Origin of the sequence: Dactylosporangium sp. CA-052675, assembly GCF_050947935.1 — a bacterium.
Taxonomy (GTDB): Bacteria; Actinomycetota; Actinomycetes; order Mycobacteriales; family Micromonosporaceae; genus Dactylosporangium.
Genome location: NZ_CP192010.1, coordinates 5,275,868 through 5,299,559 on the forward strand (window position 1 = coordinate 5,275,868; position 23,692 = coordinate 5,299,559).

The window sequence follows — 23,692 nt, forward strand, 5'->3', positions numbered from 1 at the left end:
ACCCGGCCACCACCGACCCGGTCGCGGCCGTGCTGCGCGGCGAGGCGCTGCTGCAGCAGGGCAGTCCCGTGCCGGCCGCCGCGGCCGTCGCCGCCGTCGCCGACGACGCGCCGGCCGAGGTCGTCGGCGGCCGGGACCGCATCCGGCTGCTGTCCATGCTCACCACCGACCCGGGCGGCGCCCTGGCCCGGGCCGAGGAGCTGCTGCAGGTCCACGGCGAGGCGCCCACGCACCCGGGCCTGCGCGCGGCGATCGCGGCCGTGCGCGCCGGGACCCGCCGGCCCGGCTGGGAATACGGGCTCGCGTCCGCCGCCTCCGCCGCCGGGCAGGCCGGTGACGCCCTCGCCGCCCGCTGGTCCGCGTGGCTGCTCGTGGAGACCCTCACCGCCGACGCCCGCCTCGCCGAGGCCTCCCAGGCCGCCGCGGCCGCGGCCGCCGCCTGCGCCGGGGACCTCGCCTACAGCTGGCAGACCCGGTTCCTGGCCGCCCAGCTGTGGTGCGACGCCCTGCGCGGCGACGGCATCGACGAGGTCGTGCGCCGGGCCGGGGACCTCGCCGACCGGACCCTGCCCGCCCTGGCCCGCGGCTACGCCGTCGCCGCCGCGAGCCTCGCCGAGGCCGACGGCGGCCTGCTCGCCCCGGCCCGGGCCCGGCTCGAGTCGCTGCAGAACCGGCCCGCCTCCGCCGGGCCCGTCCTGGACTGGGTCACCCGCGAGGCGGCCTGGCTCGACGGCCGCCCCGACCAGGCGTTCGAGCCCGCCGACGCGAGCGTGTCCACGCCGCTGGTCGACGGGCTGCGGCGCATCACCGCCCGCTGGGCCGCCTACGACGCCGGGACCTCGTTCGCCGGCGCCGACGACACCATGCCCCTCGCACCGGTGCAGGTGACCCTGGAGGCGTGGAAGGCCCCGGTGCGCTTCGCCGAGGCCGCGGCCGCCTGGCACGAGCTGGCCCGCCGCGAGGAGGTCCGGTGCCTGCTGGCCCAGGGGCTGCTCGAGGAGGGCGCCGACCTGGCCGTGCCGCCCCTGCTGGAGGCCGAACGCCTGGCCGAGGAGGCCGGGCTCGTCGTGCTGCTCGGCCGGGCCCGCCGGGCGCTGCGGCGGCACTCGATCCGCCGCGACACGCGGGGCCGCCGGGCCGGCGACGACCTCACCGACCGCGAGCGGGACGTGCTGCGGCTCGTGGCCAACGGGGAGCCGACCCGCCGGATCGCCGGGCAGCTGGGCATCTCCCGCGAGACCGTGGAGACGCACATCCGCTCGGGGATGCGCAAGCTCGGCGCCAAGACCCGCACCGAGGCCGCGGCGCTGGCCATCGAGGAGCTCGCCCCGTGAGCCCCCGCGCCCGCCGGCGCCCGCCAGCGCCCGCTCGCCGTCCCGGCCTTGACATTGAGGGGCGTGGATGAGTAACGCGATGGTCTTGTGCGAGGCGGCCCCTTCATCGCATGGTGGGCGCATGTCTTCTCCTGTGGGCCGCTGATGGCGGGAGATCCGGCACTCGCACCGCGCTACGTCGTGGCGACCGGCGCTGACGCCACCGCCGTGCTGCGCAGGCTCGCCCGGGCGGGCTGGACCACCCGCGAGGGCTTCGCCCTGACCGACCAGGCCTGGGACGTGTCCGACGCGCGCCTGGCGCTCTTCGGCCGGGTCGCCGAGGCCGACACCGCCGAGCTCGCCCTGCTCGCCGCCGCCCGCGGCGCGGGGATCGTCGCGATCGCCGACACCGCGGCCGAGATCGGCCGGGCGCTGCTCGCCGACCTGGCCCGCATCGGCCCGGTCACCACGGACCCCGACGCCGAGCTCGGCACCGACCCGGCCGACGAGGCCGGGGGACCGGTGCTCGCCCCGGAACAACGCGCCCTGCTCGAACGGCTCGCCGGCGGGGAGACGATCGCGGCCGCCGCGGCGGCGGAGTTCCTGTCGCTGCGCACCGCGAACCGGCGCATCGCCGAGGCCCGCGAGGTCCTGGGCGTGCGCACGACCCGCGAGGCCGTCCTCGCCTACCTGCGCATGCGCCGCGAAGGCGCCTGACCCGGCCCTGAGCCGGCCCTGAGCCGCCGACCACCCGCGCAAGCCCCGGACGCCCGCGGCCCGGGCGCCTAGCCCTGCCGGACCCGGGCCGCCTCCCGGGTCAGATGGTCCCGCTCGGGCACGCTCGTCGCCTCCTTCGCCGCCGCGGCGTACAGCTGCGCGGCGAGCCCCCGGTCGCCGGCGCGCTCGTGGAGGTACGCCCGCACGGCCTGGATCCTCGGCAGGCCCGCGTCGAGCCCGCCGAGCGCCGCCAGCCCCGCCCGGGCCCCGTCCGCCTCGCCGACCGCGACCGCCCGGTTGAGCCGCACGACGGGGCTGTCGCCGGTGAGCCGCAGCAGCTCGTCGTACCACTCGACGATCTGCACCCAGTCCGTCTCCGCCGCGCTCGGGGCGTCGGCGTGCAGGGCGGCGATCGCGGCCTGCGCCTGGTACTCGCCCAGCCGGTCCGTGGCCAGGGCCGCCTGCAGCACCGCCACCCCCTCGGCGATCAGCCCCGTGTCCCACCGCGACCGGTCCTGCTCGGCCAGCGGCACCAGCCGCCCGCCGGGCCCCGTCCGCGAGGCCCGGCGGGCGTGGTGCAGCAGCATCAGCGCGAGCAGCCCGGCCACCTCCGGCTCCGCGGCCAGCGCCGCGAGCTGACGGGTCAGCCGGATGGCCTCCGCCGCCAGGTCGACGTCGCCGCTGTACCCCTCGTTGAACACCAGGTACAGCACGCGCAGCACCGTGCCCAGGTCGCCGGGGCGGTCCAGCGGCAGCCCGGCGAGCCGCCGCTTCGCCCGGCTGATCCGCTGCGCCATCGTCGCCTCCGGCACCAGGTACGCGGCCGCGATCTGCCGGGTCGTCAGCCCGCCGACGGCCCGCAGCGTCAGCGCCACGGCCGCGGCGGCGGGCAGCACCGGGTTGGCGCACAGGAAGTACAGCCGCAGCGTGTCGTCGGTGCCCGGGACCGGCCCGGCGGGCGGCTCGGCGTCGACGGCCGCCTCCCGGCCCCGGCGCGACGCCTCGGACCGCGCCGCGTCGAGGAAGCGGTGCCACGCCACGGTGACGAGCCACGCCTTCGGGTCCCGGGGCGGCTCGCCCGGCCACACGGTGAGCGCCCGGATGAGCGCCTCCTGCACCGCGTCCTCGGCGGAGGCGAAGTCGGCGCCGCGGCGCACGAGCACCCCGATGACCGTCGGTACCAGCTCGCGCAGCAGCACCTCGTCCACGATGCTCGTCCTCCAGCGGGTCGTACTTCTGCAGGTGGTACTTCAGCCGGCCGTTCTTCAGCCGGCCGTTCTTCAGCCGGTCGTTCTTCAGCCGGTCGACGGGCCGAAGTCGGACAGGACCGGGCGGACCTCGAGCCACTCGCGCAGCGGCTTGCCGCCGGGCCCGGGCGACGCCGAGAGCTCCCCGGCCACCTCGACCGCCCGCTCCCACGACTCCACGTCGATCATCATCCAGCCGGCGATGAGGTCCTTCGTCTCCGCGAACGGCCCGTCGGTGACCGGCGGCCTGCCCTCCCCGTCGTACCGGACGAACGCGCCGCCGGGCTGCAGCGCCTTGCCGTCGACGAACTCGCCGGACTCCTGCAGCCGGTTCGCGAGGTCGACCATGTACTGCACGTGCGCGTCGACCTCCTCCGGTGTCCACCGGTCCATGGGCGCGTAGTCCACCACCCGCCCGGGGCCGCCACGGTAGTGCTTGAGCAGCAGATACTTCATGTCTGTCGGTTCCTCTCGCTCGTCGGACACCCCGGGGACGGAGCCGGCACCAGGTTCTCGACATCCGCACCGGCTTTTTCCCGGACAGTGTCGCCGCAGTTGTTCGGGACGGTGCCGCTTCAGCCGATCGAGCGAGGGCCGGCGGGCCGGTGCCGCCGCTGGAGGGTCAGGGGCCGCACCGGGTCGACGTAGCGGGGCAGCCGCGGCTCGTCGGCCCGCAACGGCCGCAGCTCCCCGGTGATCGCGTCGATGATCCGGTCGGTGGCGCGCTGGGCCGCTCCGGGCTCGGCCGGGTCGATCCCGGACAGGTCGACGACCGCACCGAAGTGCACCCGCACGACCGGCCGGCGCAGCAGCGCCCGGGACAGGGCCCGGACGGTCGGGCCGAACCCGCCCCACGCGGCGACCTCGTGCGCGCCCCACTGCGCCACCGCGACGACCGGCGCCCCGGTCGCGAGGGCCACCCGCGCCAGCCCCGTCTTCCCGCGCTCCGGCCACATCCCGGGGTCGAGGGTGATGCGGCCCTCCGGGTATCCGAGCACGTGCGACCCGGCGGCGAGGGCCCGCGTGACGTCGTCGACGGCGGCGGCGACGTTCGCCTGGCGCCGGTTGATGCGGATGTGCCCGCACGCGCGCATCACCGACCCGACGAGCGGCGCCCGGAACAGCCCGCCGGTGGCCATCAGCCGCGGCGCGATCCCGGCGGCGCCGCACGCGGCGGTGATCGCGACGGGGTCGAACGGCCCGATGTGGTTCACGGCGAGGATGACCGGCCCGCCGCGCAGCCCGGCCGGGAGCCCGCCGGTGACCCGGAGCCGCGCCACGGGCGCGACGACGGTCCGGGCGAGGACGAGCAGCACCCGCCACAGCCACGGCACCCGCCACGGCTCGACCCGCTCGACCCGCTCGACCGGCTCCACCGGCGCTGCGGCGACGGGCGCGTCGCCGCGCACGGCGTCCGCGTCCGCTGGGGCGGTGCGCCGGCGGGCCGCAGCGGGGGCCGTGGACGCCGGCTCCGCCAGTGAGGTCGCGGCATCGGCGGGTGCGGCTGGCTCCGCGTCGCTCACGTGCTGGTGTCCGTTCCTGCCGCAGGTGGTTGCTTCGATCCGGACACGGTAGCGCTGTGCCCGGCCGGCGCAACCATCCCGTCGGCAGATGGGCACTTCGGCCTGCGCCGCGCCGCCGCCGTCCACACCTGTGGCGGCGCCACCGGCGGGGGCATGGGCGCGGCCGCAGGCGTGGACGGCGGCGGCTCCGAACGGGACCCGGGGCGCTACTCGGCCTCGCGCAGCTCGGCCAGCCGCGCCTCGATCTCCGCCAGCTCCGCCCGCAGCCGCTCCGCCTGCGTCTCGGCCTCCGCCCGGGCCGCCGACACGATCTCCTCGACCGCCTCGTGCACCCCCGGCACGTCCAGCATCGCGACCATCTTCAGCGCCTCGCCGGCCTTGATGACGTAGGGCTTGGCGAGGGCCTTCGCGCCCTGGTTGGCCGCGACGGTCCACTCGCCGTCGGCGTAGGCGAGGGTCACGGTCAGCCCGGGCGCCGGCTTCGGCTTCGGGGCGGTCTTCTTCGCGGCCGGCTTCCCGGGCGTGTTCTTCGCCCCCGAACCCGACGAATCGGACGAATCGGCGCTCGAGGCCGGGGAAGCCGCGGCGGCGGGCGGGCCGGCGGGAGCCGGGTCGGCGGCCGGCGCGGAAGCCGGGGCACCGGGGGAGACCGGCGCCTCGGCCGGGGCGGGGGAGTCGGCAACGGAAGGGGCTGGCACGGGGCTCTCCTCACGAGGTGCGGGAACGGCGGGGGCGCGCTTGGCCGGTGGGGCCTTCGGCGCGATCGCCAGGTCGGCGGGGGAGAAGGGCAGCTCGTCGCGGCCGAACCGGACCACGACCCACTCGTCGGACAGCTCCGGGTCCGTCAACGCGACGACCTGGCCCAGCTGCCCGGCGATCTGCCCGGCCTGCTCGGTGAACACGACCTTCGGTTTCCGGCCGGCCGCGAGGGTGTCCCGGATCTGCTCCAGATCCACCGTCGACAAGCCCGTGACCGCGGTCCGCGCGGCAACCATCGCACCCTCCCCAACCCGTCTATCGAACATGTGTCGGAACAGTCATACCAGCCACCTATGACATTTTCCGAGCGCGACACACCGTACGGCAGGGTTGGGCGGCGAGGGCCGCGCGGGCGCCGTCAGGGCAGCTCGTCGATCTCCGCCTGCGGGTCGAGGGTGCGCAGGACGTCGGCGCGGTCCGTCACGATCGCCCAGCCCGGCCGCGCCTGGGCCCGGCGGACCACGTGCGCGGCCGCGACCGTCGCCGGTCCGCCCTCACCGGCGAGCAACGCGCCGGAGTCGACCGCGTCCGCCGCGGTGAGCGCGTCGACGACCACCACGGGCAGCGACAGCAGGACCTTCAGCACGTCGTAGTCCTTCGGCGACGTCTGCGCCCACGCCTCGGCCAGCGCCGCCGCCGGCACCGCCAGCACGACACCCTGGTCGACCGCGTGCCACACGATCGCCGAGCTGTACGGCTTGCCGGCCACGAACCCGAGGATCGCGGAACTGTCCAGGATCCGCCCTCCGACCGCGGTCACGACACCGTCCCGCCGGTGGGCGCCACCCCCAGCACCTCACGCGCCCACGCGTGGTGCTCCGGGTCCATCCGCACGCCCCGCTGCGCGTACAGCTCGTTGAGCGTCAGCAGCGCCCGGTCCCGGGCGAGCCGGTCCCGCACCGCCTCGGCGACATACGCCGACACCGACTCGGCGCCGCCGGCGTCCACGAACCGCCGCACGGCCGCGGCGTCATCGGCGGGCATGGTCACCGTCACCCGCTCTTTGCGCACCTCACGCATACGCACAGGGTATCGCCCGCATACGTCGATCACCTAGCGTGTCATCACCCGCAAGGGTGAGTTTTCGCGCTCACCTGCGGGCCTGGGGCCCGAACGCCCGAGGTCCCGCGACCGTCCGTGACGAGTCCCGGCGTCCTTGACCACGGCGGACGGTGAGGCCACGGGAGTAACGGTCCGGACCACGGCGGACGCCGCGGTAGCACTGGATATCAGATGTTCGATAATGCACATTATGTCAACCAAGCCGGGTTCAGATCGCCGGGCGGTAGAAGAACGTCCGGCGGCGGGCGATGCGCCCGGCGCGGAACTCGTACCAGTCCGCGAAGATCTCGTTCAGCGGCACCCCCGCGTGGGACATGCCGTCGAAGCGGCCCCAGCAGAACCCCTGCCCGTCCACGGACAGGCACCGGTCCACCTGGTGACGGCCGGCGGAGACGATGCACCGCCGCCGGTAGAAGCCGACGAACGCCTCGGCGCCCTCGATCGGCGGGCAGCCGGGCCGGTGGTAGACGACGTCGTCGGTGACCATCTCGGACAGCCCCGCCCAGTCGCGTCGGTCGATGACGGTGAGCAGGTTGGCAATCAGCGCCGGCGCGTCGCCCATGCCTCCATCACACGGCGCCGCCCCCGGCGGGTCAACGCCCTGCCGGACGATGTTTCGACCCGGAAACGGGACCGTAACCGGCCGCCGCGGGGCGCAGACTGGTGTGCGGGATGCGCCGGCCGTCGGCGTGCCGGCGCATCCGTCTGCGCTCAGACGGTGACGTCGACGTGGTTGCCGTCCTCGGCGGACTTCGCCGCGGCGACCTCCGGGCCGGGCTGCACGGCGGTACGGGACGCGGCGAACGCCATGATGAACGACCACGGCGGCACGGCGGCGGACGCGTTCGTCACGGCACCCGTCGGCGAGAGGTGGTAGCCGGTGGCGCCGGCGATGGCGGCGCGGTCACCCGGGGTGAGCTTGCTCAGCACCTGCTGCGAGGCGGGCAGGCCACCTTTCGGCGGAGGCGCGGGCGCCTCCACGGCGGCGTTCGTCGCCGCGCCCGGCACCGGTTTCGGTGGTGCCGGCGGCTGGGTGGCGGCCGGCGTGCCGGCCGTCAGCTGTCTGATCTCCATCATGGCCTCCCGAAGCGTCCGTGCTCCAAGCTGATCCTCGCGTACATCACAGCATTTCCGCAGGTGAACGCGGAGCCGGGCGGTCGGCGCGGACAGTTGGAGCCGAACGGATGACGCGATTCCCAGGCGTCGCGGCGGCCTCTCTAGACTCGGCGGGTGGATGCACCTGACGTCGCCGGGACGGCCGCGGCGCTGCGCGAGCACCGGCCGTCGCTCGTCGCCGCGTTCCTGGCTTCGGTACCGGCGGCCAGAGCCGGGATCCTCACCCGCCTCTGGGGCGCACTGTGGCGCGAGCAACTGCTCGACCCGCGGCGTCTCGGCGGTCCTCCCCCGCCGCTGTTCGGCCCGCCGGTCCGTTCGGTGCTCGTCGACGGCCGGGCGTTCGACGACCCGGGCGTGCTGGCCGGGGCGCTGCACCTGGCCCCCGGGTTCCGGCGGGAACTGGACAACAGCGTCGCGAACCTGGCCCTGGCGATGACCGCTCCCCCGAGCCCGTACGGAGGCCTGACCGGCGCCGAACAGTCCATCGTGGACGGTCACCCGCTGCATCCCTGCTGCCGCACCCGGATCGGCCTGTCCACGCTCGACGTCCTCGCCTACGCCCCGGAGCACCATCCGGACGTGCGGCTGCGGGTGGTGCAGACGGACCCGGTGCGGTGGCGGACCGCGGGTGTGCCGGTGCCGCCGCGGTTCCCGGTCCATCCGTGGCAGCTGCCCCGCGCGCTCGCGTCGGGCCTGGTGCGTGACACCGGTGTCGACGTCCCGGCGCGGCCGCTGATGTCGCTGCGGACCCTGGACGTGGGCACGGGCCATGTGAAGACGGCGGTCGAGGTGCAGATGACCAGCGCGGTGCGGACCCTGTCGGAGGCGGCGATCCGCAACGGCCCGCTCGTCTCGGACCTGCTCGCCGCGCTCGACCCCGGCATCGTCGTCCTGCGGGAGGTGTCCGCCGGGACGGTCCTCGACGACGCCGGCCGGCCGCAGCGGGCGCTCGGCGCGGTGTGGCGCGACGCCCCGCCGCCGGACGCGGACGTGCTGCCCCTGGCGCTGCTCCCGCACCGCCCGGACCTGCTGACGCCCGCGTTCTTCCGGGACCTCGTCGGGATGCTGCTGCCGCCGCTGCTGTGGCTGCTGGAGCGCGGGGTGGGCCTGGAGGCGCACGGCCAGAACACGCTCGTGGAGGTCGCCGGGGGCCGGCCGGTTCGGGTGTACTACCGCGACCTGGGCGGCATCCACGTGCACCCGGGGCGGCTGGCCCGGGCCGGGCACGCGATGCCGCCGCTGCTCGGGGCGCTGCCGACGTCCGATGCGGGGGCGCTGCGCACGAAGGTCCTCGCGTCGGCGTTCGCGACGGTGCTGTCGAGCCTGGTGGCGGCGCTCGGCGACGAGGGGCTGTGGGGGTACGTCGCCGACGTCGCCGGGGGCTGCGTGTCGGCGCAGGACCGCTCGGCGGTGCTGGCGGAGCCGTGGCCGTTGAAGGCGACGACGGCGATGCGCCTGGCCGCGGACCCGCTCGAGGACCGGTGGTGCCAGGTCCCGAACCCGCTGCGGTGAGGGACCGCCGCGGCTGCGGGCTAGGCTGTCGCGGGTGACGACGCGACCGATCCGGCTGCTGGGCGACCCGGTGCTGCGCTCCCCCGCCGCGCCGGTGACCGCCTTCGATGCCGAGCTGGCGGCGCTGGTCCGGGACCTGTTCGACACCCTCGCCGCGCGGCCGGGCCGGGCCGGGGTCGCGGCGCCGCAGATCGGGGTGCCGGCGCGGGTCTTCGTCTACGGCACCGGCGCCGGCCGCGGGCACGTCGTGAATCCGCGGGTGACGGCCAGTTCCGGCACGCAGGTCGGCGACGAGGGCTGCCTGTCGATCCCGGGTCTGGCGTTTCCGGCGGTACGGCCGGCCGCGGTCACCGTCGAGGGCTTCGACGAGCACGGCGACCCGGTGACCGTGGCCGGGACGGGGTTCCTCGCGCGGGCGCTGCGGCACGAGTGCGACCACCTCGACGGGGTGCTGTACATCGACACGCTCACCGGCGACGCCCGGCGGCAGGCGCTGCGGGCGGTCAGGGCGGGGTTTCGCCCAGGGTCGTGAACCGGGGCGGGTCGAGGCGCAGGAAGTCGTGGTGGGCGACCTCCCAGCCGTAGGCGCCGGTGTTGGCGAACAGCAGGACGTCCCCGGCCCGCAGCCGCTGCACGGGTTCGTCGCGGGCGAGGACGTCGCGGGGGTTGCACTGCTCCCCCGCGACGGTGACGTGCGTGGCGGTCGCCTCGGGCCGCGGCCACGGGTAGGGCCAGGTGTCGACGGGCAGGATCGTGAAGGGGTGGCTGTACCCCCACGACGCGGGCAGCCGGAAGTGGTGGGTACCGCCTTTCACGACCGCGAACCAGGTGCCGTGGCTGGCCTTGACGTCGATGACCTCGGCCGCGTACCAGCCGGCGGGCGCGGCCACGAACCGGCCGGGTTCCACGACGAGCGTGAACCCGTCCGGGACCGTGACGTCGCGCAGCTCGCGCAGGTCGAAGGCGCGCCGGCCGGTGACGTCGACCCCGAAGCCGCCGCCGGCGTTGACGACGGGCCCGATGCCGCGCTCCCGCGCCCAGGCGAGGCAGTCGCGCAGGAACCCGGCGTGGGCCTTCGCGTCGAGGTTGTTCGACACCGCGTGCAGGTGCACGCCGCGCACGTCGTGGTGGCGGGCGAGGCGGAGCGCTTCGCCGAGGTCGGCTTCGGCGAGCCCGAACTGGGTCGGCTCGCCGGACATGCGGTGCGAGCCGGGCAGGGCCGGATGGGTGCGGTTGACCCGCAGGCAGATGGCGGCGCGGCCGGGGATGCGGCGCAGCTCGTGGAGGCTTTCGACGTTGATGACGGCGCCGGTTTCCACGGCCCGGCGCAGCAGGGCGTCGGGTTTCGCGGGCCCGCTGAGGATCAGGCCGGCGCCGGTGGCCGCGGCGGTTTCGAGCTCGCCGGCGGAGGCGACCTCGATCGCGTCGGCCGCGGCGGCCGCGGCGGCGAGGACGTCCGGGTGGCCGTTGGCTTTCATGGCGTACGCGATGCGGGTCCCCGCCGGCAGGGCCGCTCGCAGGGCGTGGATGCGGTCGCGGATGACGGCGGGGTCGTAGACGTAGGCGGGCAGCGGCCCGGCGAGAGCGGCCTCGATCACACGTGGGCTGGGTGACACCGCACTCCGTTCGGCTCGGCTCGGGGCGGCGCAGTAGGCTCACGCCGATGCGCCTCATCGACGTCCGCGACCCGATCGCGTTGTGGCAGTACGCGGAACGGTATCTCGGCGTCGGGACCCGCACGTACAGCCCCTACGCCGCGGACCTGGACATCGCCGACGAGTACCATCCGCAGCGCGGCACGGCGACGTTCGACCTCCCGACGTTCCGGGTTCCGTCGCCGCTGGGCGCCTACCGCGCGGCCGCCGCCGGCTCCGGCCTGTCGGCGCTCTACCACGACGGTGACACGCTGCTGCTGCCGGTGCACCCGAACGCGCTGGACAGTCCCGACCTGGCCGGCGGTGCGGCGCTGCGGGCGCTCGAGCCGGGCCCGCCGCTGACCGCGGTGCCGTCGGCGAACGCCCGCACGGTCTTCGTCACGGCCCACGACGGCCGCCCGGTGACCCCGCACTTCGTGAAGCTGCACTACCCGCGGCGCCTGTCCCGGTTCACCCGCCGCCTGCGCCGCCCGGTGATCGAGCTGCAGCTGTGGGTCTCCGACGAGCTGCGCCGGGCCGGCACGCCGGTCCTGCCGGAGATCGGCGGCGGCTGGTTCGACCCGGGCCTGGGCGACGAGGCGTGGGGCTTCCTGATCCGCACCGCGCTGCTCGGCGGCGCCCCGCGGTACACGGTGCCGCTGTTCGCCCTGTACGGCGCGGACCTGCACGCCCCGGCCGACCCGACGCTGCTGGAGCAGCTGGTCGAGGCGTTCGGGGAGCCGCCGGAGCAGTTCGTGGCGCAGCGGGTCGTCGCCCCGATGGTGCGGATGTGGTCGCAGACGGCCCGCCGTACCGGCTGCCCGCTGGAGACCCACGGCCAGAACACGCTGTTCGCGTTCGACCTGCGGGAGCGGCGCACCGCGATCCTGTACCGCGACTGCGCCGTCTACGTCGACAGTGCCCTGCGCGCCTCGGCAGGCCTGCCGCCGGACCTGCCCCCGGCGAACGTCATCCCGCGCGACGTCCCGCTGGCCGCGGACGAGGTGTTCTCCCTGACGTACGACAGTTTCATGGGTCACCACGCCCTGTCCTACGTGGCGGCGCTGGCCGAGTCCCGCTGGGCGGTGCCGCCGTCGGCGCTGCACGCCGCCGCGAGGGCGGCGTTCACCGCGCCGGACCTGCTGCCGGAGACGGTCTTCTACTACGACAACGTCCTGTACGACAACGGCGACTGGAAGCTGGTCGACACCGGCGAGCGCCCGGACTGGCGCTGACCCGCGCCTGCTCCCCCGTTCCGGCCCCGGACCACCGGCGTGTTCTTCGGCGGTGTCGTGCCCGCCCCGACGACGACGCCGTCCGGATACCGCCGGGCCGCGCTCCGAGTTCTGGATGCCCGCCGCGGGGGCGGCACTCCGCGCCCACGAGCCAGGCGGCCATTGCATCCCTGGCCGTCTCTTCGCCTCCGCGGCGGGCCTGCCGGATCGTTGCCGCTCCCGGCTCGAGCAAGCCCGGTTCGCGCCACGAACGCGATAAACGCGCCGAACCTGGCCGAATCTTCTTCTTCAGGCCGCCGGTGCGACGCGTCCCGCTCGGCACCGGGGTCCACGGCGGGGGCGGCGGGGCGCGTTATGGTCGTACCGGTGATCGTCGTGCACGGCCTGGTGCTGCCGGACGGAACCCTCGCCTGCTGGGCCGAGTCCCCGGACGCCGCCCTGCACCCGTCTCCAGCCACGCCAGCCTCCGCGCCCACCCCCGCGGCACCGCCCCCGTCTGCCGCCGACCCCGCCATCACCTCCGCCGCGCCATCGCCGACACGACCGGCGGCCGAGACCACGGCGGCCACCAGCGCCGGACCGCACGGCTCACCCGCCACCGCCACCGCGGCCACGGCCGGCCCGACCGCGGCGTTCACGTCGGCGGCGGCGTCAACCGAGCCGGCAGGTTCGGCCCCCGGCTCCGCCACCGACGGTCTCCCCGGCGCAGCGCAGAACGCCGGCCCGCCGTCCCCGGCAGCCGGGAAGGCATCACCGACCGGCAACGCCGCAACGATCGACGCGCCGGCGGCCGACGCACTGGCCGTCGACGCACTGCCCGTCGGCGGGCCGGCGGCCGACGCCGCAACGACCGGCGCGCTGACCGTTGCCGCGCCGACGGCCGCGCTTCGACCTGCCGCCTTCCTGTCCGCCGAGGCGCCACTGGCCGCTACCGGAACGCCCTCGCCCGGGCGGCCCGGGCCGCCGTCGCTGGACGCCGTGGCCGCCGCGCCCGTCACCGGCCACGGCCACCACGGCATCGACGACCTGGCGGAGGCCACCACGTCCGCGCCGCCGGATGCGTCCGCCACCGGCCGGGTCGCGAGTGCAGCGGAGGACGCCGGGCCGCCCCGGCCTTCCGCGCCGCCGTCACCACCGGCGCCGGCCGTGCCCGTGACCGGCCGTGGCCGCCGCGGCACCGGCCGGGTGCCGACCGCCCCGTCCGTGCCGCCGCCGGATGCGACCGTCACCGGCGGTGTCCCCGGCCCGGCGCAGGACACGGCGCCGGGTCCGGTACCGCCGGCCGGGTCCGGTACGGCGGCGGTACCGGACCCGCCGGGCCCGGCCGTGCACCCGTTCGCGGTCCTCCCGCCGCTGCCCGGCACCGTCGCGACCGCCGATCTGCTCCTCCCGTCGACCCCGCACCATCCGGCCCCGTCGCCGGAGCTGGTGGCGCGCCTGCCGTCGCGGCGCCGCCCGGCTGCCCGCCGCCACACCGTGTGGACCGTCCCGATCGTCGTCCTTCCTCCGGGCAGCGACCCGGATCTGCTGCTGTCGACCGTCTCCGGCGTGGTCCCGGGCGCGTCGATCGGCGCCCTCACCGATCTGGTCGTCTTCGCCACGGATCTGACCGACCGTGGCCGGTTCCTGCCCGCCCTGACGACCGAGCCGGCCCCGGGCGGTGGCCGGGGCCCGGCGGCGAGGTGGCGCCCGGCCCTGTGGGGCGCCGACGCGGCCACGTTCGACGCGCTGTGCCGTGCGATGCCGGGCGTCGCCGCCGCGGCCTTGGACCCGGCGCGGCAACGGTTCCGTCTCGGGGCGGACCGGCCGGCGTGGTCGCCGGGGGACGCGGCCCGCGCCGCCCTGGACGCGGCCGTCGACCACCTGGTCCGGGGCCGGTTGCGTGGTGAGCCGCTGCTCGGCGACGAGGAGCCCCGCCACGACACGGCCGTCCGCGCCTGGCTGGCCGCGCTCACGACCTCCGACGCCCGGCTGCGCACCACCACCACCGTCGCCACCGCCGCCGCGGGGCAGGTGGCTCCCGCGGCCAACGGCCGGGGCGGGTTCGCGGCGCAGGCCCGCGCGCAGGCCCGGGCGGTCGCGGCGGCCGCCGCCCGGGGCCTGCCGGTCCCGGAACCCGCCGCCTCCGAGCCCGGACCTGAGCCGGTGGTGGGGGCGGTCATGGCGGACGGGCCCGAGGTTGCCCGGCTGCGGGAGCTGCTCGAGCGGTGGTCGGACAGCGGCCGCCCCGCACCGGTGCGGACCTGTTTCCGCCTGTCCTACGTGGAGGCCGGCGACGATGACGACGGCCTCGCCCCGGACCCGGCCGGCGACCGAAGGTCTGCGGGCACGCCGGGACGGTTCGACGAGGACGGCGGTTCGTGGCTGGTCGAGTTCCTGCTGCAGCCGGCGGCGGAGCCGGGGCTGCTCGTGCCGGCGCGGGACGTGTGGCACGACGGGGCGTCGCCGCTGTTCAAGTGGGTCGACTATCCGCAGGACGTGCTGCTGGAGGATCTGGGCCGGGCGAGCCGGCTGTGGCCGGAGCTCGACGAGGCGTTGTGGGGGCCGCGGCCGGAGTCGCTGCGGCTGGACACGATCGGCGCGCACCGGTTCCTGACGTTCGCGTCGCTGCTGCACGACGCCGGGTTCGGGGTGCTGCTGCCGGCGCAGTGGCAGCGGCGGCAGGAGCTGGGCCTGACGCTGTCGGTGCGGACACGGCAGCCGGCGACGCCGGTGCTGCGGGACACCACGACGAACCGGGCCGCGATCGTGGGGTTCCGGTGGGGGCTGGCGATCGGCGACGAGTTCCTGTCCGAGGCCGACCTGGCGGAGCTGGCCCGGGCGAAGGTGCCGCTGGTGCGGCTGCGGGGCCGGTGGGTGCACCTGGACCGGGAGCGGCTGCGGGCCGGGCTGGCGTTCCTGCGCCGCGGCGGCCGCGGGGAGATGACCGCCGGTGAGGCGATGCGCCTGACCCGGCTCGTCCCGGACTCGGACCTGCCGCTGCCGGTGACGGGCGTCGACGGGGAGGGCTGGCTCGCGGACCTGCTCACCGGCCGGGCCGCGGAACGTCTCGAGCTGCTCGACCCGCCGCCGGGCCTGACCGCGCAGCTGCGCCCGTATCAGCGGCGGGGCCTGTCGTGGCTGGCGTTCCTGGACGCGGTCGGTGTCGGGGCGCTCCTCGCCGACGACATGGGTCTGGGCAAGACGGTGCAGGTCCTGGCCCTGGAGGCGCATCTGCGGGCGCAGGGGCCGCGGTCGCCGACGCTGATCGTGTGCCCGCTGTCGGTGCTGGGCAACTGGCGGCGGGAGATCGAGCGGTTCACGCCGCACCTGACGGTCCGGGTCCATCACGGCGCCGCCCGCCGCGCCGGCAGCGGCCCGGACGGCGCCGACCTGGTGCTGACCACGTATCAGGTCGCGACCCGCGACGCCGACACGCTCGCCGCGGTCGCGTGGGACCGGGTCGTGCTCGACGAGGCCCAGCACGTGAAGAACGCGGCCGGGGTGACGGCCCGGGCGGTGCGGCGGTTCCCGGCCCGGCACCGGGTGGCGCTGACCGGGACGCCGGTGGAGAACCGGCTCACGGAGCTGTGGTCGATCGCGGACTTCCTCAACCCGGGTCTGCTGGGCGAGGCGTCGCTGTTCCGGGCCCGGTACTCGGTGCCGGTCGAGCGGTGGGGCGACGAGGACGCGGCCCGGCGGCTGCGGCGGGTGACGCGGCCGTTCCTGCTGCGGCGGGTGAAGACGGACCGGGCGGTGATCGCGGACCTGCCGGAGAAGTTCGAGCGGCGCCAGTGGTGCAACCTGACCCTGGAGCAGGCGACGCTCTACAAGGCCGTCGTCGACGAGCTGTTCGTGAAGCTGCGGGAGGGCCGGGCCGGGTCGCAGCGCAAGGGGCTGGTGCTGTCGGCGATGACGAAGCTCAAGCAGGTGTGCAATCATCCGGCGCATCTCATGGGCGACGGGACGCCGCTGCCGGGCCGCTCGGGCAAGCTCGCCCGGCTGGAGGAGATCCTGGCCGCGGCGACCGAGGCCGGGGACCGGGCGCTGGTGTTCACCCAGTTCGCGAAGTTCGGGCAGCTCCTCGCCCCGCATCTGGCGCAGCGGCTGGGCACGGGGGTGGAGTTTCTGCATGGCGGTACACCCAAAGGATCCCGCGACCGGATGGTGGAACGGTTCCAGTCCGGGCCGGGCCCGGGGGTGCTGCTGGTGTCGCTGAAGGCGGGCGGGACCGGCCTGAACCTGACCGCGGCGAACCATGTCGTGCACGTGGACCGGTGGTGGAACCCGGCCGCGGAGGCGCAGGCGACGGACCGGGCGTTCCGCATCGGGCAGCGCCGCGACGTGCAGGTCCACACGTTCGTGTGCATCGGCACGATCGAGGAGCGGGTCGAGGAGATCATGGCGAGCAAGCGGGACCTGGCCGGGGTCGCGGTCGGCTCCGGTGAGGGCTGGCTCACCGGCCTGTCGACGAACGACCTGCTCGACCTGATGTCCCTCGCGCCGGAGGCGGTCGCGGATGTCTGACGCGAGTTGGTCCCACCAGTTCCTGACCATGCTCGAATCCTTGCGGATGGGTACGACATTTTCGGCGGGGCGGCGGTACGCCCGCGCCGGGCAGGTACGTTCCGTGACGATCTCGACGAGTATCGTGACGGCGCTGGTCGTCGACGAGGACGGTGAGACGTACCGGGCCCGCATCGGCGTGCAGGCGTACTCGGCCGCCGACTGGGCCCGCATCGAACGCGCGCTGGCCGGGGAGGCGATCCACGCCGCGAAGCTCCTCGCCGGGCACCTGCCCGACAACCTCGAGCAGCTCCTGGCCGGGTTCGGGCTGTCGCTGTTCCCGCAGTCGCTGTCCGAGATCGTCCTGGACTGCTCGTGCCCCGGCTGGCAGAAGCCGTGCCGGCACCTGACCGCCGCCTGCTACGTGCTGGCCGGGGAGTTCGACGCCGACCCGTTCGCGATCCTCGCCTGGCGGGGCCGCGGCCGCGACGAGCTCCTCGAGGCGCTGCGCGGGCACCGGGTCTCCGCCCTGGCCCACATCGCCGGCCGCCGGGAAGCGCCATCGGATGATCAACCCCGCAGCGGTACCTTCTGGGAAGCCGGCCCGCGCCTCACCCCGCCCGGACCGGCCGTCCCGGGTGCGGTGCGCCGCGGCGACGCGATCCTCGAGCAGCTCGACGCGCTGCCGCTGACCGTCGGCCGGTTCGACGTCACCGACGTGCTGCGTGCCGCCTATCACACCGCCACCCGCGGCGAGCCGGGGTTGCCGGACCGCCGCCGCGGCCGGTAGCGTCGTACCAGCGGTGAGTGATCGCCGCGGTCAGGGCCGAGAGGCGCTGCGACGGACCCATGGGCGTCCGCCACGCTCGGCCACACCTGACCTCCCTTGACCGCAAGGGCGCCTCCTGTCACCGGGAGGTGACCTCAGGTATGTCCGAAACCCAGCACCCCTACCTGCAGCAGCGCGGCGGCATCGACTTCGCCGTCGCCGACCTGTCCCTCGCCGACGCCGGCCGCACCCAGATCCGTCTCGCCGAGCACGAGATGCCGGGCCTGATGGCCACCCGCGCCGAGTACGCCGCGGCCCAGCCGCTGCGCGGCGCCCGCATCGCCGGCAGCCTGCACATGACCGTGCAGACCGCGGTCCTGATCGAGACCCTCGTCGCGCTCGGCGCCGAGGTCCGGTGGGTGTCGTGCAACATCTTCTCCACCCAGGACGAGGCCGCCGCCGCGGTCGTCGTCGGCCCCACCGGCACCCCCGACGCTCCCGCCGGCACCCCCGTGTTCGCCTGGAAGGGCGAGACGCTGCAGGAGTACTGGTGGTGCACCGACCAGCTGTTCCAGTTCACCGGCGACGGCGGGGAGATCGTCGGACCGAACATGATCGTCGACGACGGCGGCGACGCGACCCTGCTGGTGCACAAGGGCGCCGAGTTCGAGACCCGCGGCGCGGTGCCGGCGGCGACCGAAGGCGACGACCACGAGTACACCATCATCCTCGACACCCTCCGGGCGAGCCTCGCACGCGACCCGCAGCGGTTCACCCGCATCGCGGCCGCCGTCCGCGGCGTCACCGAGGAGACCACCAACGGTGTCAAGCGCCTCTACAAGCTCGCCGACGCCGGTGAGCTGCTCTTCCCGGCGATCAACGTCAACGACTCGGTCACGAAGTCGAAGTTCGACAACACGTACGGCATCCGCCACTCCCTCCTCGACGGGCTCAACCGGGCCACGGACGTGATGCTGGCCGGGAAGCTCGCCGTCGTCTGCGGCTACGGCGACGTCGGCAAGGGCGCCGCGGAGGCGTTGCGCGGCCAGGGCGCCCGGGTCGTCGTCACCGAGATCGACCCGATCTGCGCCCTGCAGGCGGCGATGCACGGCCTGCCCGTCGTGCGCCTCGACGACGTCATCGACACCGCCGACGTCATCATCACCGCGACCGGCAACAAGGGCATCATCACCGCCGCCCAGCTCGGCCGGCTCAAGCACAACGCGATCGTCGGCAACGTCGGGCACTTCGACAACGAGATCGACATGGCCGGCCTCGCCCAGCTGCCCGGCATCGCCAAGCGCGAGATCAAGCCGCAGGTCCACGAGTGGGTCCGCGCCGACGGCCGTTCGATCATCGTGCTGTCCGAGGGGCGGCTGCTCAACCTCGGCAACGCCACCGGCCACCCGAGCTTCGTCATGTCGAACTCGTTCACGAACCAGACGATCGCGCAGATCGAGCTGTTCACGAAGCCCGACGCCTACGAGCGGCAGGTCTACCGCCTGCCCAAGCACCTCGACGAGAAGGTCGCCGCGCTGCATCTGGACGCGCTGGGCGTGCGCCTGACGGAGCTGACGAAGGAGCAGGCCGAGTACATCGGCGTCGACGTCGCCGGCCCCTACAAGCCGGAGCATTACCGCTACTGACGTGCAGGCCGGGGTTGCGGCTGCTTCGGCACCCGCGACCCCGGCGTGACGCCCGCCGCCGCTCGGACTCGGGTTACAACCGGCCCGGCGGCCCCCGGGCCCGGCCCGACGCCGGCGCCGCTCGTGCCCGCGCACTGCCAAGCCCTGCGGTTGGCGCAACCCCGGTGTGATGCCGTGCCGAGCCTGTTCGTGCTTGCGCCGCGCTGAGCTCGACGGCGGCCAGCAGGTCGATGACGAAGCTGTTGTCGGCGGCGTCTGCGCCGATGTTGACGGTGGTTGCGGCCATGGCGCGGTACCTCGTCGTCGAAGTCGTCGAGCAAGGGCGGCGGAAGGCGCAGACCGTGGAGCGCTTCCCCACCATCGCCATCGTCCACGTGGCGATCCCGTGCGAGCCCGCCCTCGTCACCGATGTCTCGCAAACCGTGCCGGCGCCGCACGCCGCCGCCCCGGTGCAGCGGCCGCCGCCCCGGTGCGGTGCGGCGGCCACCGCCGTCCCGTGCCGCCGCCGTCCCCGTGCCCGCCGCAGTCCCGCGCCCGAAGCCCTCACCACGCCCGCAGCACTTCCGCGCCCGCGGCCCACACGGGGACCTCGCCACACCGCACCCCCAGCATTCACGCCGCCCTTACCACACCGCAGCCGCCGCCTTCCCGCGGTCAAGGAAGCGCCGCGGCTGCGGGAAGGCGGCGGACGTGGTGCTTCCGTGGCCACCGCACAGGCCGGCCGCAACAGGACCGCCGTCGGAGCACCGATGAATCAGCCGCCCGAGCGTCGTCTCATCAGCGACCATTCCGGATGACGAAAGGCGGCAATCACCCATGGCCATCATGCTGTACTCCGCGTCGATGTCCCTCGACGGCTTCATCACCGGCCCCGGCGGCGACATGAGCTGGCTCACCCCGCACCTCGCCCCGAACCCGCTCGTCGACGACCTCATCCCCCGCATCGGCGCCCTGATCGTCGGCAACCGCACCTTCGGCGGCGACGACCCGTACCGCGGCACCGACCGAGCCGGGAAGGCGTTCGGCGGCGGCTGGGACGGCCCGCAGTATGTCGTCACGCACCACCCCCGCCCGGACGGCGACGGCATCACGTTCGTCCCCGACGTCGAAACGGCCGTGCGCGAGGCGAGGGCCGCCGCCGGCGACGGCTACGTCAACATCCTCGGCGCCGACATCGCCCGTCAGTGCCTGGCCCTCGGCGAGCTCGACGAGATCCTGGCGATCACCGTCCCGGTCCTGCTCGGCGACGGCACCCGGCTCTTCGCCGCCACCGGTACGCCCCCGATCCAGCTCGAGCCGCTGCGCGTCACCCACACCGAGCGGGCGATCAACACCTGGATGCGGATTATCAAATAACGGCAATCCGGTAATCGTAATTCGGTAATACAGGCTCGGTGGCTGTCCGTGGTCGCGGCGACGGCCGGGCCACGGACGACGCGAGGGGGCGCGTCGAACCCGGCGGCCCAGTATCGCCGCTCCCGGAAAGGCCAAGGAACCCAGCCCGAGCCGGTGGTCACGGCGCAGGCGAAAGAAGGCACCGGGCCCGGTGGAGACTCGCGTAAAGCGCGGCCGGGGCCGGGACGCAGTTGAGGCCGCCGGACCGTCCGGGGCCGCCGGACCAGGCCGGATCGGTTCGGCCAGGGCCGGCCCGGCCCGGAAGGAGACAACCCCGCCGATGCGCGGCTCCACGTCGACGAGCAGGTGCGTGTTGCGGCTCCCGCACAGGCGCATGGTCTCCACGGTCCGATGGAGCGCGGTGACCCGCGACCCGCAGACGCCGCCGCAACTCCTCGAGGCCGCCACCGGCAGCAGCATCATCACGGTCGGTAGCACCACACCGCCCGGGGCCGAGCGGCCCGCCACAGCGGGCAAAGGCACCCAAAACCGGTGGCCCGACCGCCCCGGGCGGCGTAGAACTCCGGAGTGTTCAAGATCCTGCGCCGGCCGTACGCGGTGGCCCTCGCCGCCACGAACCTCCTCGTCCGCCTCGCCGGCGGTGCCGTCGCGCTCGCGCTGGTCCTGTTCGCCGAGGCGACCCGCGACTCGTTCACCGCCGCCGGGCTCCTCGCCGGATCGTTCGCCGTCGGTACCGCCGCCGGCGCCCCCGTCACCGGACGGCTCGTCGACCGCCTCGGCGCCACCCGCGTCCTGCTCGCCACCGCCGCCGTCCACGCCGCCGCCCTCCTGGCCATCGCCGCGCTGCCGGCGATCCCCCTGCCCGCCGCGGCTATCCTGGCCGTCCTCGCCGGCGCCGCCCGCCCACCCGTCGGCGCCTGGATGCGCGGCATCTGGGCGGCGATCCTCGACGACGACCGCGACCGCCAGGCCTCGTACCGCCTCGAAAGCGCCCTCCTCGAGCTCGGCTTCATCGCCGGCCCCCTGATCGCCGGCCTCGTCGCCGCCCTCGGCCGCCCCGCGCTGGGCCTGGTCCTGACCGCCGCCACCGCAGCCGCCGCGTCGACCGTCTTCGCGCTGCTCCCCCCGTCCCGAGCCGCCGACCCCCGCCACACCACCACCGGCAGCAGCAAGACCGCCACCACCACCGACGGCCGCGACACAAGCGGCACCAGCGGCACAACCCGCCGCGCCGCCCGGTCCGAGCACCAGCCGCCCCACACCGCCGAGCCACCCTCCACGGCAACCGGACCACGGCACGACGCCAGGGGGCGCGACGCCAGGAAGGGAACCGACCGCCGGATACGCGAGCGCACGACGCGGCGTGACATCCTCGGCGCCCTACGCTCCCCGGCAATCCGCACCCTCGTCGCATCCAGAACCGCACTCGGCGTAACCCTCGGGGCGCTCCAGGTCACCGCGGCCGGCTACGCCACCGCCCACGGCCGCCCCGGCTTCGCCGGCATCCTCCTCGGCGCCCTCGCCGCGGGCAGCCTCGCCGGCAGCGTCGCCCTCCGGCTGCGCCCCACCGTCCTCGCCGCCGTCATGTGCGCCGTCCTCGTCCCGCTGTTCGCCCCCGCCGGCCTGTGGTGGCTCGCGATCCTCTTCGCGATCGCCGGCGCACCGGTGGCACCCCTCAACGCCGCCGCCTACGAGATCACCGAACGCGCCGCCCCGCCCGGCACCGCCACCGAGGCCCGCATGTGGACCAGCACCGCGACGATGGCCGGCACCGCCCTCGGCACCGCCGTCGCCGGCGCGACCGTCGAACAGTGGTCACCCCGGGCCGCGCTGCTCACCGCCCTGACCGGCGCGCTGCTGGCCCTCGCCGCCGACGCACCCACCCGCACCGCCGCACAAGCCGACCAGGCCCCGGCCGCCGCACCACCCCACGACGCCGCACCACCCGGTGCCGCACCAGCCGACGCCATACCACCCGGTGCCGCACCAGCCGGCGACGCAACAGCCGGGGACCGCCGCACCAGCCGGGGTCAGTGACGCTGCCACACCTCGGCGTCAGCGGTCCACCGCAGCGTCGTCACCGCCTGCAGCACGAGCCCACCCGACAGCGCCGGCGTCAGATACAGCTCATCGGCCAGGGACCGGATGATGTGCAGCCCCCGCCCGTGCTCGTCCAGGACCGGATCGACGTCACCGGGCCGCGGCGCGGGCAGCACCGCGGCGGCGTCCGCGGGAGCAACCACCGGCAGCGACAGCCGCGACGGATCCACGACCGCCCCCGCGTTGACCACATGGATGACGCACCGCTCCGACGTCACCTCGATCGTGATCTCATAATCGTCGATCTGCAACGCGTGCTCGATGACGTTCGCGCACGCCTCCGTCAGGATCAGGCCGACGTCGTCACGGCACGACGGCTCCACACCCAGCGTGCGCAGGGCCTGGTCCAGCAGCCGCCGCACCACCGGCACCGTCGCGGCGTCCCGGGGCAGATGCAGCACCAGCCGTAACGCGATCGACACACGACCCCCTCACGACGACAACCACACCACCAGTACCGTCACCGTACCCGCAACCCCCACCCCGTCATGTTTGCCGACCAGCAAACACCACGAGCCACCCGGGGTAGGTGAGGGACGGACCCACCAGCCGGGGAAGCGACACCCGGTGCGCCGAACCGTGTGGATCCTCGCCCTGGCCGCCGGCTACGTAGACGGCCTGACCCTGCTGTACCTCGGCGGCGTCTTCGCCGGCGTCCCCACCGGCAACCTCCTGCTCACCGGCATCACCGCCACCACCGACCCCCACCACCTCGCCGACACCACCACCCGCGCCGCCCTCGCCGTCGCCGTCTACGCCACCACCGTCACCGCCGCCCGCAACCAACCCCCCGGCCGCTGCCTCGTCGCCGAACTCGCCGCCCTCTGCACCCTCACCGGCGGCTGGGTCGCCACCCACCACGACCCCCACGGCCCCGCCCAACTGCCCCTGCTCACCCTCGCCGCCATCGCCCTGGCCCTGCACGCCGCCGCCCACCGCGACACCGACACCCCCACCGGCCACCTCACCGGCCCCCTCCTGCGCGCCGCCAAAGGCCGCCTCCGCGACGCCGCACCCCTCGCCGCCCTCCCCGCCGGCGCCGCCGCCGCGGCCCTCCTGCTCGACCACACCCCCTGGCTCGGCCCCCTGCCCGCCGTCGCCCTCGTCGCCACCGCCGTCGTCATCCAGGCCATCCCGCCCCGCCGCCCCGCCAACCGCACCCGAGCCGCCCACCAGCCACAGCCCGCCCACACCCCGTAACCCCCACCCCGTACACTG

22 protein-coding genes are annotated in these 23,692 nt (G+C 75.3%); 12 read left to right on the top strand and 10 right to left on the bottom strand.

The genetic code is table 11. The annotated features are described in order from the left end of the window. Positions 1–29: 29 nt before the first annotated feature. Together ACQP1P_RS24305 and ACQP1P_RS24310 are read left to right on the top strand one after the other, a co-directional pair. Positions 30–1,334: a helix-turn-helix transcriptional regulator gene (locus ACQP1P_RS24305; RefSeq protein WP_433072830.1), complete on the top strand. Its 1,305-nt coding sequence runs from the start codon at positions 30–32 to the stop codon at positions 1,332–1,334. A 180-nt stretch (positions 1,335–1,514) separates the two neighbouring features. Beyond that, positions 1,515–2,030: a LuxR family transcriptional regulator gene (locus ACQP1P_RS24310; protein WP_433072832.1), complete on the top strand. Its 516-nt coding sequence runs from the start codon at positions 1,515–1,517 to the stop codon at positions 2,028–2,030. Positions 2,031–2,098: 68 nt separating this feature from the next. On the opposite strand, the gene ACQP1P_RS24315 is transcribed toward ACQP1P_RS24310, so the two are convergent. The 8 genes from ACQP1P_RS24315 to ACQP1P_RS24350 form a co-directional block, all read right to left on the bottom strand. Beyond that, on the bottom strand, positions 2,099–3,238 hold the full coding sequence (locus ACQP1P_RS24315; protein ID WP_433072834.1) for an RNA polymerase sigma factor: 1,140 nt from the start codon (positions 3,236–3,238) through the stop codon (positions 2,099–2,101). Between the two features lie 87 nt (positions 3,239–3,325). Next, positions 3,326–3,733, bottom strand: coding sequence for a YciI family protein (locus tag ACQP1P_RS24320; protein ID WP_433072836.1), 408 nt, complete (start codon positions 3,731–3,733; stop codon positions 3,326–3,328). A gap of 119 nt (positions 3,734–3,852) precedes the next feature. Beyond that, positions 3,853–4,653, bottom strand: a complete 801-nt coding sequence (locus ACQP1P_RS24325) for a lysophospholipid acyltransferase family protein (protein ID WP_433090108.1) — start codon at positions 4,651–4,653, stop codon at positions 3,853–3,855. A gap of 353 nt (positions 4,654–5,006) precedes the next feature. Then, positions 5,007–5,795: a hypothetical protein gene (locus tag ACQP1P_RS24330; RefSeq protein ID WP_433072838.1), complete on the bottom strand. Its 789-nt coding sequence runs from the start codon at positions 5,793–5,795 to the stop codon at positions 5,007–5,009. A 122-nt stretch (positions 5,796–5,917) separates the two neighbouring features. Further along, the gene (locus ACQP1P_RS24335; protein WP_433072840.1) at positions 5,918–6,319 is read right to left on the bottom strand and encodes a hypothetical protein; all 402 of its coding nucleotides are present in this window, start codon (positions 6,317–6,319) and stop codon (positions 5,918–5,920) included. Next, positions 6,316–6,579: a ribbon-helix-helix domain-containing protein gene (locus ACQP1P_RS24340; RefSeq protein WP_433072842.1), complete on the bottom strand. Its 264-nt coding sequence runs from the start codon at positions 6,577–6,579 to the stop codon at positions 6,316–6,318. Before ACQP1P_RS24340 ends, ACQP1P_RS24335 begins: the two co-directional genes overlap by 4 nt. Positions 6,580–6,829: 250 nt before the next feature. Further along, complete coding sequence (locus ACQP1P_RS24345; RefSeq protein WP_433072844.1) at positions 6,830–7,183, bottom strand: nuclear transport factor 2 family protein; 354 nt, start codon at positions 7,181–7,183, stop codon at positions 6,830–6,832. 149 nt (positions 7,184–7,332) lie between these two features. After that, the gene (locus tag ACQP1P_RS24350) at positions 7,333–7,698 is read right to left on the bottom strand and encodes a hypothetical protein (protein WP_433072846.1); all 366 of its coding nucleotides are present in this window, start codon (positions 7,696–7,698) and stop codon (positions 7,333–7,335) included. 153 nt (positions 7,699–7,851) lie between these two features. Here ACQP1P_RS24350 and ACQP1P_RS24355 point away from each other — a divergent pair, with 153 nt between their 5' ends. Continuing rightward, entirely contained in the window at positions 7,852–9,249 is a 1,398-nt protein-coding gene (locus ACQP1P_RS24355; RefSeq protein WP_433072849.1) for an IucA/IucC family protein, read from the top strand. A gap of 34 nt (positions 9,250–9,283) precedes the next feature. Continuing rightward, entirely contained in the window at positions 9,284–9,781 is a 498-nt protein-coding gene (def, locus tag ACQP1P_RS24360) for a peptide deformylase (protein WP_433072851.1), read from the top strand. Here the strand turns inward: def and ACQP1P_RS24365 are convergent. After that, a complete protein-coding gene (locus ACQP1P_RS24365; RefSeq protein WP_433072853.1) occupies positions 9,753–10,847 on the bottom strand; it encodes a type III PLP-dependent enzyme in 1,095 nt (364 codons plus the stop codon). The two genes, def and ACQP1P_RS24365, sit on opposite strands and share 29 nt — an antisense overlap. A 65-nt stretch (positions 10,848–10,912) precedes the next feature. On the opposite strand from ACQP1P_RS24365, the gene ACQP1P_RS24370 reads away from it, so the two are divergent. The 7 genes from ACQP1P_RS24370 (at position 10,913) to ACQP1P_RS24400 (ending at position 22,411) form a co-directional block, all read left to right on the top strand. Then, complete coding sequence (locus tag ACQP1P_RS24370) at positions 10,913–12,118, top strand: hypothetical protein (RefSeq protein ID WP_433072855.1); 1,206 nt, start codon at positions 10,913–10,915, stop codon at positions 12,116–12,118. 366 nt (positions 12,119–12,484) lie between these two features. Next, the gene (locus tag ACQP1P_RS24375; RefSeq protein ID WP_433072857.1) at positions 12,485–16,624 is read left to right on the top strand and encodes an SNF2-related protein; all 4,140 of its coding nucleotides are present in this window, start codon (positions 12,485–12,487) and stop codon (positions 16,622–16,624) included. 103 nt (positions 16,625–16,727) lie between these two features. After that, the gene (locus tag ACQP1P_RS24380; RefSeq protein WP_433072859.1) at positions 16,728–17,393 is read left to right on the top strand and encodes a hypothetical protein; all 666 of its coding nucleotides are present in this window, start codon (positions 16,728–16,730) and stop codon (positions 17,391–17,393) included. A gap of 140 nt (positions 17,394–17,533) precedes the next feature. Next, on the top strand, positions 17,534–19,018 hold the full coding sequence (ahcY, locus tag ACQP1P_RS24385) for an adenosylhomocysteinase (RefSeq protein ID WP_433072860.1): 1,485 nt from the start codon (positions 17,534–17,536) through the stop codon (positions 19,016–19,018). Between the two features lie 230 nt (positions 19,019–19,248). Continuing rightward, positions 19,249–19,815, top strand: coding sequence for a hypothetical protein (locus ACQP1P_RS24390; RefSeq protein WP_433072862.1), 567 nt, complete (start codon positions 19,249–19,251; stop codon positions 19,813–19,815). Positions 19,816–19,834: 19 nt separating this feature from the next. Beyond that, the gene (locus tag ACQP1P_RS24395; protein ID WP_433072864.1) at positions 19,835–20,374 is read left to right on the top strand and encodes a dihydrofolate reductase family protein; all 540 of its coding nucleotides are present in this window, start codon (positions 19,835–19,837) and stop codon (positions 20,372–20,374) included. Positions 20,375–20,941: 567 nt separating this feature from the next. Then, on the top strand, positions 20,942–22,411 hold the full coding sequence (locus ACQP1P_RS24400; protein ID WP_433072866.1) for an MFS transporter: 1,470 nt from the start codon (positions 20,942–20,944) through the stop codon (positions 22,409–22,411). On the opposite strand, the gene ACQP1P_RS24405 is transcribed toward ACQP1P_RS24400, so the two are convergent. Then, on the bottom strand, positions 22,405–22,896 hold the full coding sequence (locus ACQP1P_RS24405) for an ATP-binding protein (RefSeq protein WP_433072868.1): 492 nt from the start codon (positions 22,894–22,896) through the stop codon (positions 22,405–22,407). The genes ACQP1P_RS24400 and ACQP1P_RS24405 overlap by 7 nt on opposite strands. Positions 22,897–23,041: 145 nt before the next feature. Here ACQP1P_RS24405 and ACQP1P_RS24410 point away from each other — a divergent pair, with 145 nt between their 5' ends. Then, positions 23,042–23,674: a DUF1275 family protein gene (locus ACQP1P_RS24410; RefSeq protein WP_433072870.1), complete on the top strand. Its 633-nt coding sequence runs from the start codon at positions 23,042–23,044 to the stop codon at positions 23,672–23,674. The last annotated feature ends 18 nt before the right edge of the window (positions 23,675–23,692 follow it).